The 13,072-nt window shown below is 71.8% G+C and carries 8 protein-coding genes; 4 read left to right on the forward strand and 4 right to left on the reverse strand.

The features are described from left to right. Nucleotides 1–42 precede the first annotated feature (42 nt). The 3 genes from mfd to AMK31_RS17035 form a co-directional block, all read right to left on the reverse strand. On the reverse strand, nucleotides 43–3,579 hold the full coding sequence (gene mfd, locus AMK31_RS17025; protein WP_073941386.1) for a transcription-repair coupling factor: 3,537 nt from the start codon (nucleotides 3,577–3,579) through the stop codon (nucleotides 43–45). A 296-nt stretch (nucleotides 3,580–3,875) separates the two neighbouring features. Continuing rightward, complete coding sequence (locus AMK31_RS17030) at nucleotides 3,876–6,455, reverse strand: ABC transporter permease (RefSeq protein WP_073941387.1); 2,580 nt, start codon at nucleotides 6,453–6,455, stop codon at nucleotides 3,876–3,878. Then, nucleotides 6,452–7,240, reverse strand: a complete 789-nt coding sequence (locus AMK31_RS17035) for an ABC transporter ATP-binding protein (protein ID WP_073941388.1) — start codon at nucleotides 7,238–7,240, stop codon at nucleotides 6,452–6,454. Before AMK31_RS17035 ends, AMK31_RS17030 begins: the two co-directional genes overlap by 4 nt. Nucleotides 7,241–7,675: 435 nt before the next feature. Here AMK31_RS17035 and AMK31_RS17040 point away from each other — a divergent pair, with 435 nt between their 5' ends. The 4 genes from AMK31_RS17040 (at nucleotide 7,676) to AMK31_RS17055 (ending at nucleotide 11,979) form a co-directional block, all read left to right on the forward strand. Then, the gene (locus AMK31_RS17040) at nucleotides 7,676–9,181 is read left to right on the forward strand and encodes an MFS transporter (RefSeq protein WP_107468658.1); all 1,506 of its coding nucleotides are present in this window, start codon (nucleotides 7,676–7,678) and stop codon (nucleotides 9,179–9,181) included. Nucleotides 9,182–9,244: 63 nt separating this feature from the next. After that, nucleotides 9,245–9,730, forward strand: a complete 486-nt coding sequence (locus tag AMK31_RS17045; RefSeq protein WP_073941390.1) for a GNAT family N-acetyltransferase — start codon at nucleotides 9,245–9,247, stop codon at nucleotides 9,728–9,730. 189 nt (nucleotides 9,731–9,919) lie between these two features. Further along, entirely contained in the window at nucleotides 9,920–10,372 is a 453-nt protein-coding gene (locus AMK31_RS17050) for a DUF485 domain-containing protein (RefSeq protein ID WP_073941391.1), read from the forward strand. Then, nucleotides 10,369–11,979, forward strand: coding sequence for a sodium/solute symporter (locus AMK31_RS17055; protein WP_073941392.1), 1,611 nt, complete (start codon nucleotides 10,369–10,371; stop codon nucleotides 11,977–11,979). Before AMK31_RS17050 ends, AMK31_RS17055 begins: the two co-directional genes overlap by 4 nt. A 33-nt stretch (nucleotides 11,980–12,012) precedes the next feature. Here the strand turns inward: AMK31_RS17055 and AMK31_RS17060 are convergent, their stop codons facing one another. Then, complete coding sequence (locus AMK31_RS17060; RefSeq protein WP_073941393.1) at nucleotides 12,013–12,903, reverse strand: cellulose-binding protein; 891 nt, start codon at nucleotides 12,901–12,903, stop codon at nucleotides 12,013–12,015. Between the last annotated feature and the right edge of the window lie 169 nt (nucleotides 12,904–13,072).

Raw genomic sequence — 13,072 nt, forward strand, 5'->3', positions numbered from 1 at the left:
CTTCGCGTCACGCCGCCCCGTCCCGGCCACTGCGAGAAGCCGCTACGACCCCAGCACCGACGTCAGGAACTCCCCGACCCAGGCCAGCAGCTCCCGTCCGACCAGCGGCTTCCCGCCGACCTTCGCGGTCTTCGGCCGCGGCACCAGCACCTGGTGCGCCGCGGGCTTGATGACCGTGCCCGGATACAGCCGCTTGAGCCGCAGCTCCTGCGACTCCCGCAACTCGACCGGCGCGAAGCGGATGTTGGTGCCCTGCAGGACGATCTCGCCGACACCGCACGCGCGCGCGAGCATCCGCAGCCCGGCCACCAGCAGCAGGTTCTCCACCGGCTCCGGCAGCTTGCCGTAGCGGTCGACGAGTTCCTCCCGTACGGCCTTGATGTCCTCCTCCGTGTTGGCGGAGGCGATGGCGCGGTACGCCTGGAGGCGCAGCCGCTCGCCCGGCGCGTAGTCGTGCGGGACGTGGGCGTCGACGGGCAGCTCGATCTTGACCTCGAGCGGTGCCTCCTCCTCGATCTCCCCGGTCTCCAGCTGCCGCCGGTAGTCGGCCACGGCCTCGCCGACCATGCGCACGTACAGGTCGAAGCCGACGCCGGCGATGTGACCGGACTGCTCGCCGCCGAGCAGGTTGCCCGCGCCGCGGATCTCCAGGTCCTTCATCGCCACGTACATGCCCGCGCCCATCTCGGTGTGCTGGGCGATGGTCGCCAGCCGCTCGTGCGCGGTCTCCGTCAGCGGCTTCTCCGGCGGGTACAGGAAGTACGCGTAGCCGCGCTCGCGGCCACGGCCGACCCGGCCGCGCAGCTGGTGCAGCTGGGAGAGACCGAAGGTGTCGCCGCGCTCCACGATCAGGGTGTTGGCGTTGGAGATGTCGATGCCGGACTCGACGATCGTCGTCGACACCAGCACGTCGAACTTCTTCTCCCAGAAGTCGACGACGACCTGCTCGAGCGCCGACTCCGACATCTGGCCGTGCGCGGTGGCGATGCGCGCCTCGGGCACGATGTCCCGCAGCCGGGCCGCCGCGCGGTCGATCGACTCGACCCGGTTGTGGATGTAGAAGACCTGGCCCTCGCGCAGCAGTTCGCGGCGGATGGCCGCGCCGATCTGCTTCTCCTCGTACGGGCCGACGAAGGTGAGCACGGGGTGCCGCTCCTCCGGCGGGGTCGTGATCGTCGACATCTCGCGGATGCCGGTCACGGCCATCTCCAGGGTGCGCGGGATCGGCGTCGCCGACATCGTCAGCACGTCCACGTTGGCGCGCAGCTTCTTCAGCTGCTCCTTGTGCTCGACGCCGAAGCGCTGCTCCTCGTCGACGATGACCAGGCCGAGGTCCTTGAACTTGGTCTCGGAGGAGAACAGCCGGTGGGTGCCGATGACGACGTCCACCGAACCCTCGCGCAGGCCCTCCAGGACGGCCTTCGCCTCGGTGTCCGTCTGGAAGCGGGACAGCGCCTTCACGTTCACGGGGAACTGCGCGTACCGCTCGCTGAACGTGCCGAAGTGCTGTTGCACCAGCAGCGTCGTCGGCACGAGCACCGCGACCTGCTTGCCGTCCTGGACGGCCTTGAAGGCGGCGCGGACGGCGATCTCCGTCTTGCCGTAGCCGACGTCGCCGCAGATCAGGCGGTCCATGGGGACCGACTTCTCCATGTCCTCCTTGACCTCGGCGATGGTGGTGAGCTGGTCGGGGGTCTCCGCGTAGGGGAAGGCGTCCTCCAGCTCGCGCTGCCACGGCGTGTCCGGCGCGAAGGTGTGGCCGGGGGCGGCCATGCGGGCGCTGTAGAGCTTGATCAGGTCGGCGGCGATCTCCTTGACCGCCTTCTTGGCGCGCGCCTTGGTCTTGGTCCAGTCGGCGCCGCCCAGCCGGTGCAGGGTGGGGGCCTCGCCGCCGACGTACTTGGTGATCTGCTCCAGCTGGTCGGTCGGGATGTACAGCCGGTCGCCGGGCTGGCCGCGCTTGGCGGGGGCGTACTCCACCACCAGGTACTCGCGGGTGGCGCCCTGGACGGTGCGCTGCACCATCTCGATGTACCGGCCGACGCCGTGCTGTTCGTGGACGATGTAGTCGCCCGGCTCCAGGGTGAGCGGGTCGATCGTCTTGCGGCGCCGCGCGGGCATGCGGGCGCCGTCCCGGCCGGCCGCCTTCTGCCCGGACAGGTCGGTCTCGGTGAGGACGGCCAGCTTGAGCGCCGGGTCGACGAAGCCGTTGTCGATCGAGCCGCACGCCACGTGCACGACCGACGGGGAGATCTCGCCGAGGTCGGCCTCCAGGCGGGCCGCGATGCCCTCGCCGCCCAGCACCTCGGCGGTCCGCGCGGCGGGGCCGTGGCCCTCGGTGACGTAGACGGTGCGCCAGCCGTCGGCGAGCCAGCCCTTGGTGTCGGCGAGCGCCCTGGCGGTGTCCCCGCGGTAGGTCTCCGGGGCGTGCATGCCGAGCTTGAGGGTGTCGGCGTCCTCCAGGGCGTCGTCCGCGGCGAACGGCGACACCGACCACCACATCATGTCCAGCTCGCGCGCCCGGTCGCGGACGTCGGCGATGGACCACAGGGAGGCCGCGCCGACGTCGATGGGGGCCTCGCCGCCGCCGGCGGTGGCCGCCCAGGAGGCCTGGAGGAATTCCTGGGAGGTGGCGACGAGGTCCGACGCGCGCGTGCGGACCCGCTCCGGGTCGCAGACGACGGCCATGGCGCCCTCGGGCAGCACGTCGATCAGCAGCTCCATGTCGTCGACGAGGACCGGGGCCAGCGACTCCATGCCCTCGACGGCGATGCCCTCGGCGATCTTGCCGAGGAGTTCGCCCAGTTCGGGGTGCTGCTCGGCGAGGGCGGCGGCCCGCTCCCGCACCTGGTCCGTCAGCAGCAGTTCGCGGCAGGGCGGCGCCCACAGTCCGTGCTCGGCGACCTCCAGGGAGCGCTGGTCGGCGACCTTGAAGTAGCGGATCTCCTCGACGTCGTCACCCCAGAACTCGATGCGCAGGGGGTGTTCCTCGGTGGGCGGGAACACGTCGAGGATGCCGCCGCGCACGGCGAACTCGCCGCGCTTCTCGACCAGCTCCACGCGAGCGTACGCGGCGGCGGCGAGGGCTTCCACGACGTCGTTCAGGTCGGCCGTCTGCCCCGTCCTCAGCGCCACCGGCTCCAGGTCGCCGAGGCCCTTGACCTGCGGCTGGAGCACGGACCGGACGGGCGCCACGACGACGGAGACCGGGCCGGTCTCCGGGTCGTCGGGGCTGGGGTGGGCCAGGCGGCGCAGCACCGCGAGGCGGCGGCCGACGGTGTCGCTGCGCGGGGAGAGCCGCTCGTGCGGCAGGGTCTCCCAGGAGGGGTACTCCGCCACGCCGTCGGGCGGCAGCAGCGTGCGCAGGGCCGCGGCCAGGTCCTCGGCCTCGCGGCCGGTGGCCGTGACCGCGAGCACGGGGCGGCCGGACTCGCGGGCCAGGGCGGCGATCGCGAAGGGGCGGGCCGCCGGGGGGCCGACCAGGTCGACGTGCATCCGGTTGCCGTCCGCGGCAGCCTTGATCGCTTCGGCTAGGGCGGCGTCCTTGACGACGGCGTCGAGCAGACCGTGCAGGCTCATGGAAAGGCTTTCCGTCCGGTGATGGGCAACGCGAATGGCCCGACGCGTGATACGGCCGGGGGGTCTCCAGCGTACGACGGTGCGGCGACCGCCGCGGGGCCTGTGGACAACGCGCTCCCCTGTGGACGGCGCCGCCGCCCGAACGAGGCCCGCCGCACGCGCGCCCTCCCCGTGCCACCCCGGCTCCCTGGAACATCCGCACGACGAAACACCCGGTGCCGGAGAGCGACCGCTCCCCGGCACCGGGCTCCGCCCCGCGACCCCCGTACGCGAGGGCTAGGGAGTGTCCGCACGCCCTAGTCGGTGGCGATGGCGTTCAGGACGTTCATCCGGCCCGCGCGGAACGCCGGGACCAGCGCGGCGAACAGGCCCACGAAGGCCGAGCCGAGGAACACCCCGCCGATCGTCGGCCACGGGATGTCGAGGACCTTCAGGCCCTCCAGGGCGAGCAGCTGCTGGGCGGTGGCGCCCCAGCCCATTCCCAGCCCGAGGCCGAGCAGCGCGCCGAACAGGGCGATCACGACCGACTCCAGGCGGATCATCCGGCGCAGCTGGCGGCGGGAGAGGCCGATGGCCCGCATCAGGCCGATCTCCCGGGTCCGTTCGACCACCGACAGCGCCAGGGTGTTCACCACGCCCAGGATCGCGACGATGATCGCGAGGCCCAGCAGGCCGTAGATCATGTTCAGGAGCTGCCCGATCTGGTCCTGCAGCGCTTCCTTGTAGTCGGTCTGGTCGCGGACGGTGTACTGCGGGTAGTCGTCCAGCGCGGTCTTCAGGGCCGCGTAGGCGGCGTCCTCCTGTCCGTCCTTCGCCGAGGCGAAGACGAGCGAGTCGAGCGGCATCCGGTCGGCCGGGATGTGCTTGGCGGCCGTGGCGATCGACGCGTACATCGCGCCCTTGTCGATCACCACGTCGTCACTGGTGATCGCGCGGACCGTGAGGGCCGCCGTGCCGCCGTCCTCGAAGTCGACCTCGACCTTGGAGCCGACCTTGAGCCCGTGCTCCTTCGCGAAGCCCTCGAAGACGGACATCGAGTCGGTCCGGTAGGCGTCGGCGAGGCTGCCGGCGACCGTCTCGGTGCGCAGGTCCTCTGCGTACGAGGCGTCGGCCGCGTTGATCGTCTCGCCCTTGGACGTCTTCCCGTCGGGCGTGGTCAGTGTGACGTCGAGCAGCTTGTACTCGGTGACCCGCTCCAGCCCCCGGGTGTCCTTCACCGCCTGCACGGCCTGCGGCGTGATCAGCTGCCCCTGGTCGTTCTGCACGATGAAGTCGGTGCCGACGGTCTTGTCGAGCTGGTCGGTGGCGGAGGCCACCATGGAGGAGCCGACCACCGACAGGCACGCGACCAGCGCGAGCCCGATCATCAGCGCGGCGCCCGTGGCGCCGGTCCGGCGCGGGTTGCGCAGGGCGTTGCGTTCGGCCATGCGCCCGACCGGGCCGAAGGCCCGCAGCAGGACGACGCTCAGCACCCGCACGACACCGCCGGCGAGCAGCGGTCCGACGATCACGAACCCGATCAGCGAGGCCACCACGCCGACGCCGAGCCACAGTGAGCCGTCGCTCGCCTTGTCGGCGGAGCCCGCCAGGTAGAGGGCGTAGCCGCCCGCGCCGGTGAGCAGCAGGCCGATCACGGCCCGTACGGCACCGGCCCTGGCGTCGGCCGGGGCGCCCGCGTCGTGCAGCGCGGCCATCGGGGAGACCTTGCCCGCGCGGCGGGCCGGGAGGTAGGCGGCGAGGATGGTGACGACGACGCCGAGGACCAGGCCGAGCGCCGGGGTCGTCCAGGCGATCGTCAGGTCGTCGGTGGACAGTTCCATGCCCATCTGGCCCATGAGCTTCATGAGCCCGATCGCCAGTCCCACGCCGGCGGCGACGCCGAGCACCGAGCCGACGATGCCGAGCAGCAGTGCCTCGACCAGCACGGACCGGTTGACCTGCTTGCGGCTGGAGCCGATGGCCCGCATCAGGCCGATCTCGCGGGTGCGCTGGGCGACCAGCATGGAGAAGGTGTTGATGATCAGGAAGATGCCGACGAGGAAGGCGATCCCGGCGAAGCCGAGCATCGCGTACTTCATGACGCCCATGAAGTCGCCGACCTGCTCGGCGTTGGCGTCGGCGACCTCCTTGGCCGTCTGCACCTTGTAGCCGCCGTCGAGCGCGGCCGTGACGTTCTTCTTCAGCTGGGCGTCGGTGACACCGCTCGCGGCGGTGACGTTGACGTTGGTGTAGACGCCGCTCTCGCCGACGAGGGTCCGCTGGGCGGTCTTGGTGTCCAGGTAGAACAGCGCGGCACCGGGGTTGGTGACGCTGAAGTCGGCGATGCCGGAGATCTTCGCGTGGTGCGTGCCGACGGCCGTGATGACGCCGATCTCGTCACCGAGCCTCAGGCCGTGCCGGTCGGCGGTGTCCGCGTCGACCATGATCTGGTCGGCGCCCTTGGGGGCCGCGCCGGAGGTGATCTCCATGGTGCGGGCGTCGTTGGTGTTCCAGTTGCCGACGATGGTCGGCGCCCCGCTGGACGGCGAGAGGCTGTCCTTGTCGCCGTCGACGACGGTCACCGAGGTCGAGAAGACGGTCCCCTCCGCCGACTTCACGCCCTGCGCGCGCCGTACGTCGTCGAGGACGGAGGCGGGCATCACGGGCGGCTTGCCGGTCTGGGAGGTGGTCTCGCCGGTGTCCGAGGAGCTCTTGGCGCTGACGGTGACGTCGGAGGCGGTGGCGGCGAACAGCTTGTCGAACGTGGTGCTCATGGTGTCCGTGAACACCAGCGTGCCGCACACGAACGCCACCGACAGCAGCACCGCCACGGCCGACAGCGCCATCCGGCCCTTGTGCGCGAAGAAGTTGCGCATCGAGGTCTTCAGCACGGTCATGACGTACGCCCCCGGGCGTCGAAGTCCTTCATGCGGTCCAGGACCTGCTCGGCGGTGGGGTTGTACATCTCGTCGACGATCCGGCCGTCGGCGAGGTAGAGCACGCGGTCGGCGTACGAGGCGGCCACCGGGTCGTGCGTGACCATCACGATGGTCTGGCGCAGGTCGTCCACCGAGCGGCGCAGGAAGCCGAGGACTTCGGCGCCCGCGCGGGAGTCGAGGTTTCCGGTCGGCTCGTCACCGAAGATGATCTCGGGCCGCGCGGCCAGCGCCCGGGCCACGGCCACGCGCTGCTGCTGACCGCCGGACAGCTGGGTCGGCCGGTGCTTGAGCCGCCCGGCGAGGCCGACGGTGTCCACCACCCGCGCGAGCCACTCCTTGTCGGGCTTGCGGCCGGCGATGTCCATGGGGAGCGTGATGTTCTCGATCGCGTTCAGCGTCGGCAGCAGATTGAACGCCTGGAAGATGAACCCGATCCGGTCCCGCCGCAACTGGGTGAGCTTCTTGTCCTTCAGACCGGTGATCTCGGTCTCGTCCAGGTAGATCTGACCGGCCGTCACGGTGTCGAGCCCGGCGAGGCAGTGCATCAGGGTGGACTTGCCGGACCCCGAGGGGCCCATGATCGCGGTGAACTGGCCCCGGGCGATGTCCACGTCGACATGGTCGAGGGCGACGACGCGGGTCTCCCCGGACCCATAGGCCTTGACGACCTGCCGCGCCCGCGCGGCAACGGCCGTACGCCCTCCAGTGCCCCCGTGCCTGGGAATGGTCACAGCCGATGTCACGGTATGTCTCCTATGTCGGTCAACTGATGGTTCGCACCGAGCCGGTGGGGCTCGTACGAAGTGGTTACGCGGATGAGTCTCACGGCAGGAGGGGGTGCCGATCGATGGTGCTCAGCCCCGTCCTCTACGGGGGAAAACCCCACCCCCGAAGCTGCGGTACGCCGGTGTCGGCGGCGCCCTCAGCGGCGTAAAGCCAGGTTAAGGACGGTCCCGCCCCTCCTCGTCCTCCGCCGGGACGAAGCTTCCCCGAGCAGTTCTGTGGAGGAACCCCTAGGGGCTCTCCCCCGGCAGACGGACTCCGCCTCGGGGTCGTCGTCCATCCTTCGGACCACCCACCCTCCGCTCTCCCGCTACGTCAGGCGCAAGTGCCAAGCTGTCCTCCGGCAGATAGGTGCAAGGGGAAGGAATCCCGTGGGCCAGGGGAACACCGAGCCGGTGAGCCAGGGCGGCACCGGCACACGCGAGGCCGCCGCCGGCCGGCCGCGGGGCACACGCGGGCGCGGCGCGGTCGTCGCCGCGCTGATGCTCTCCATGGCGCTCGCCGCGCTGGACTCCACCGTCGTCTCCACCGCCGTCCCGCAGATCGTCGGCGACCTCGGCGGCTTCTCCGTCTTCTCCTGGCTGTTCTCCGGCTATCTGCTCGCCGTCACCGTCACCCTGCCGGTCTACGGCAAGCTGTCCGACACCTTCGGCCGCAAGCCCGTGCTGATCGTCGGCGCGTCCGTCTTCCTGCTGGGCTCCCTGCTGTGCGCGCTCGCCTGGAACATGGCCGCGCTCATCGCCTTCCGCGTCGTGCAGGGCCTGGGCGGCGGCGCCCTCCAGGGCACGGTGCAGACCCTCGCCGCCGACCTGTACCCGCTGGAGGAACGCCCGAAGATCCAGTCCAAGCTGTCCACCGTGTGGGCGGTGTCCGCGGTCGCGGGCCCCGGCGTGGGCGGACTGCTCGCCACGTACGCCGACTGGCGGTGGATCTTCCTCGTCAACCTGCCCGTCGGCGGACTCGCGCTCTGGCTGATCGTCCGCCACCTGCACGAGCCCGCGCGGGAGAACGGGGCTCCACGCGCGCGTGTCGACTGGGCGGGCGCCCTCGCGGTGTTCGCCTGCGGCGGGGTGCTGCTCACCGCGCTGGTGCAGGGCGGGGTGGCCTGGCCGTGGCTGTCGGCGCCGTCGCTGGCGCTGCTGGGCACCGGCCTGGCGCTGCTGGTGGTCGTGGTGCTGGTGGAGCGCCGGGCGGCCGAGCCGATCATCCCCGGGTGGGTGTGGCGGCGCCGTACGATCGCCGCCGTCAACCTGGCTCTGGGCGCTCTGGGCCTGCTGATGGTGGCCCCCACGGTGTTCCTGCCGATGTACGCCCAGTCGGTGCTCGGCCTCGCCCCCGTCGCCGCCGGCTTCGTGCTCTCCGTGTGGACGCTCAGCTGGCCGGTGTCGGCGGCGTTCAGCCAGCACGTGTACCGCCGGATCGGCTTCCGCAACACGGCCATGCTGGGCATCGGCACGGCCGCGCTGTTCCTGTTCGCGTTCCCGTTCCTGCCGTACCCGGGCGAGGCCTGGCAGCCCACGCTGCTGATGCTGCTCCTGGGCGGCGCCCTGGGCCTGTTCCAGCTGCCGCTGATCGTCGGCGTCCAGTCGACGGTCGGCTGGGCGGAACGCGGCACGACCACCGCGTCGGTGCTGTTCTGCCGCCAGACCGGCCAGACGATCGGCGCCGCCGTCTTCGGCGCGATCGCCAACGGGGTGCTCGCCGCGCGGCTGGGCGGCGTCGGCGACCTCGACTCCGTCGCCCGCGGGCTGGGCACCGGCGCCGCGTCCGAGACGACCAGGCGGGCGATCGCGGACGCGGTGCACGCCGTGTACCTGGGCGCGGCGGGCGCGGCGGCGCTCGCGTTCCTGGTGCTGCTGGTGCTGGCACCGCGCCGGTTCCCCGTCCTCACGGAGAACTGAGGAGGACCGAGGCACCACGAAAAGCGAAGGCCCCGGGGTGACGGGCGGTCATACTCTGGGCGGATGGTGACCTTGGAGCGGCTGCGGGCCGACCACGCGGACGCGCTGCTGGCCTTCGAGCGCGAGAACCGGCGGTACTTCGCCCGCACGATTCCCGACCGCGGGGACGCCTACTTCGCCGAGTTCCCCGACCGGCTCCGCGCGCTGCTCGCCGAACAGGACGCCGGGGTGTGCCACTTCCACGTCGTGCTGGACGAGGACGGACACCTGGCCGGCCGGATCAACCTCGTCGACGTCGAGGACGGCTCGGCCGAACTCGGCTACCGCGTGGGGGAACGCGCCGCGGGCCGGGGCGTCGCCACGGCGGCGGTCCGGCTGGTGTGCCGGACGGCCGCGACGACGTACGGGCTGCGCGCGCTCACGGCGGTCACCACGCTGGACAACGCCGCCTCCAGGACCGTACTCGAACGCAACGGCTTCACCGTGGTGGGGAATCCGAGCGTCGACGGCCGCCCCGGAATCCGCTACCGACGCGAACACCTGCTCTAGGATCCGCCGCCGCGGGGTGGCAGATCACAGGCCCGAACGGACACAGCAAGCGCATACCGACCACTCAGTTTGCAGAAACCGTCGCGCACTCCCGGTGCGCCGAGTAGCGTGCGTCCCCCGCACCACGCACCCGCTCACCCCCACTCCCTGCGGTCCGTCCCGCACCCAAGTCACGCAAGGAGCACCGGGATGTCCTCCGACCCATTCCCACCGCCGTACCAGAACCGAGGGCGGTACCCCTCGGGCGGCGCCTCGCCCGCGTACCCCACGTACCCCTGGCAGCCGGTCGCTCCGCAGCCCGAGCCCGCCGGCCCGCGCCGGCAGTTGCGCGCCCCGCTCGGCCACCACAGCGACCTGCGCGTCCTGCGCAGCGCCTACCGCTGGCAGCGGCGCGTGGCCACCCTCACGGCGCTCGGGTACTTCACCCTGTTCCTGATCCTGTCGGCGTACGCACCGTCGTTCATGACCTCCGACGTCACCGCCGGACTGCCCGTCGGACTGCTCCTGGCACTCGTCCAACTGCCCGTCACCTGGCTGGCGATCGCCCTGTACGAGCACACCGCGCGGCGCCACGTCGACCCGCTCGCCGACCGCATCCGCAAGCAGTCCGAGCTGGACGCCAGACGGCGGGGCGCGCGATGACCGGCCTCAGCGGATCCGCGCAGACCATGACCCTGGTGGCGTTCACCGCCATCGCCACCATCACCCTGCTGCTGTGCGTGATGACCGGCCCGGACCGGGACGACCTCGACGAGTTCTACACCGGCTACGGCTCCCTGTCGCCGATGCGCAACGGCCTGGCCATCGCGGGCGACTACATCTCCGCCGCGACCGTGCTGGGCACCTGCGGAGTCATCGCGCTGTACGGCCACGACGGCATCGTCCTGGCGTTGAGCACGGCGCTGTCGCTGATGCTGCTGATGTTCCTGCTCGCCGAACCCCTGCGCAACGCGGGCCGGTTCACGATGGGCGACGCCTTCGCCCGCCGTATGCCCGGCCGGGCCGTGCGCGTCACCGCGTGCCTGGTGACGCTCGCCGCGCTGCTGCCGATGATGCTGGTGCAGCTCGCGGGCACCGGGCAGCTGCTGGCGTTCATCCTGGGCTTCTCCGGCGACGAGGTGAAGACGGCCTGTGTCATCGGCGTGGGCGTCCTGATGATCTCCTACGCGGCGATCGGCGGCATGAAGGGCACCGCCCTCATCCAGATCCTGAAGATCGTGATCCTGCTCGGCTCGGGCGGCGCGGTCGCCGTGCTCGTCCTGAACAGGTTCGACTGGGACCCGACCGCCCTGTTCGACGCGGCGGCGGCACGCAGCGGAGTCGGCCCCGCGTTCCTCGACTCGGGGCTGGAGTTCGCCGGCGGCCCTCACCCGCGCCTCGACATGATCAGCGCCCAGCTGTGCGTGGTCCTCGGCGGGGCGTGCCTGCCACACGTCACCATGCGCATGTACACCGCCTCCAGCGCCCCCCAGGTACGGCGGTCGATGTCCTGGGCGGTGTCGATCGTGGCCGTGTTCGTGCTGGTCATCACGGTCGTCGGAATGGGCGCGACGGCCCTGATCGGACGCGAGGCGATCGCGCTGGCCGACCCGCAGGGCAACTCCGCCTACCTGCTGGGCTCCCGGGCGGCGCTCGGACCCGAGGTGACCACCGCGGAGACGCTGCTGTTCACGACCGTCGCGACGGCCGTGTTCCTGACGGTCCTCGCCTCCGTCGCCGGCATGATCCTCGCCTGCGCGAACTCCCTGGCCCACGACGTGTTCGCGGCCCGCGTGCAGGAGATGTCGGCGCGCCGCGAGATGACGCTCGCCCGGCTGTCCGCGCTGGCGGTCGGCGTCCCGGCGATCCTGCTCGCGACGCTGGTCCAGCACCGCAGCCTGCAACCGCTGGTGACGCTCTCCTTCAGCCTCGGCGCCTCCGCCATCGCCCCGGCCCTCGTCTACAGCCTCTTCTGGCGCCGCTACACCCGCACCGGCCTGCTCGCCACCCTCATCGGCGGCGCCCTCGCGGTCCTCGCCCTCACCCCCGGCACCAACCTGGTCTCCGGCTCCCCCGTCGCCGCCTTCCCCGAGGCCGACTTCACCTACTTCCCCTTCACCACGACCGGCCTGGTCTCCGTCCCCCTCGGCTTCGCCTTCGGCTGGCTGGGCACGGTGCTCTCCGGCCGGCGCAAGGCGGAGGAACAGCGACGTCAGTACGAGGCGGTGGAGGGGTGGATCCTGGCGGGCGCCGTGCGAAGGAACGAATGAGGACGCGGACGCGGACGGGGACGCGAGCGGATTTCACTCGGCCGGAGCGCGCCCGCCCGTGAGCGCCGCCAGGCTGCTGCGCACCTGGTCGATGTGCGCCTGTACGTCGTCCCAGCGCTCCCCGTGCTCCCGCAGCACCCGCTCGGTCTCCCGCGCGATGCGCTCCTCCCGCAGGCGCGCGTCGGCGACGATCTCGGCGGCACGCGCGTGTGCCTCCTCCTGCCGGCTCCGCACGGACCGCTCGGCGTCGGCGAAGGCCTCCTTGGCCTCGCTCAGCGCGGCCTCCGCGCGTGCGACCAGTTCGGCGTGGCAGGCGTCCACCGCGGCGGCGCTCTGCGCGGCCTCACGCTCGGCGGCCGCCCACCGGTCGGCGAACTCCTTCTCCTGGTCCGCGAGGAGCGCGGCGGTCCGCCGGCGCATCTCACGCAGGGCGGCGACCGCCTCCGTACGGCTCTCCTTGACCTCGCGCCGGGCCGCGACACGGATCTCGTCGGCCTCGGCGCGCGCCGCGAGCAGCCGGTGCCGGGCACGGTCCTCGGCTTCCGCGCGGAGCGCCTCGGCGTCGTCCTGCGCCTTCTGACGCAGGTTCAGGGCGTCCTCCTCCGCCCGCGCGACCCGCTCGTGCGCCTCGCGCCGCGCCCGCTCACGCACGGCCGCCGCCTCCTCCACCCCGAGGTGGAACAGCCGCCTCGCCCGCTCCCCCAGCGCCTCGTACGTCTGCGGCGCCAGCTGGGCGACGGTCTCCCGCATCAGGTCCGCCTCCGCCTGCATCTCCTTGGCGAGCACGGTGAGCCGGGCGGCCCGCTCCCAGGCGGCGTCACGGTCCAGGCAGAGCGCCGTGGCGAACGCGTCGACCTGCTCGGGGCGGTAACCGCGCCCCCGGACGGGCACGAACCCATGTGGTGACACCGATGCGCTGCTCATCCCGGGACCCCTCTCCACCGACCACACGAAACGACGTACGAACGAACGATTTCCATTTACGATTCGCGCACATCTTGATGGATCGGCAGGAAGTGCACATAACGCGACACTCCGCGCGCACCGTACCCACAAAAGGGCCTGGCCCGGTCGTCCACGACCGGGCCAGGCC

The organism is Streptomyces sp. TSRI0107, assembly GCF_001905845.1.
Lineage (GTDB): Bacteria > Actinomycetota > Actinomycetes > Streptomycetales > Streptomycetaceae > Streptomyces.

What these genes read in the sequence shown, in the direction of transcription:
- mfd (WP_073941386.1), bottom strand. Translation starts at nt 3,579, where the DNA reads ATGAGCCTGCACGGTCTGCTCGACGCCGTCGTCAAGGACGCCGCCCTA.
- AMK31_RS17030 (WP_073941387.1), bottom strand. Translation starts at nt 6,455, where the DNA reads ATGACCGTGCTGAAGACCTCGATGCGCAACTTCTTCGCGCACAAGGGC.
- AMK31_RS17045 (WP_073941390.1), top strand. Translation starts at nt 9,245, where the DNA reads ATGGTGACCTTGGAGCGGCTGCGGGCCGACCACGCGGACGCGCTGCTG.
- AMK31_RS17050 (WP_073941391.1), top strand. Translation starts at nt 9,920, where the DNA reads ATGTCCTCCGACCCATTCCCACCGCCGTACCAGAACCGAGGGCGGTAC.
- AMK31_RS17055 (WP_073941392.1), top strand. Translation starts at nt 10,369, where the DNA reads ATGACCGGCCTCAGCGGATCCGCGCAGACCATGACCCTGGTGGCGTTC.
- AMK31_RS17060 (WP_073941393.1), bottom strand. Translation starts at nt 12,903, where the DNA reads ATGAGCAGCGCATCGGTGTCACCACATGGGTTCGTGCCCGTCCGGGGG.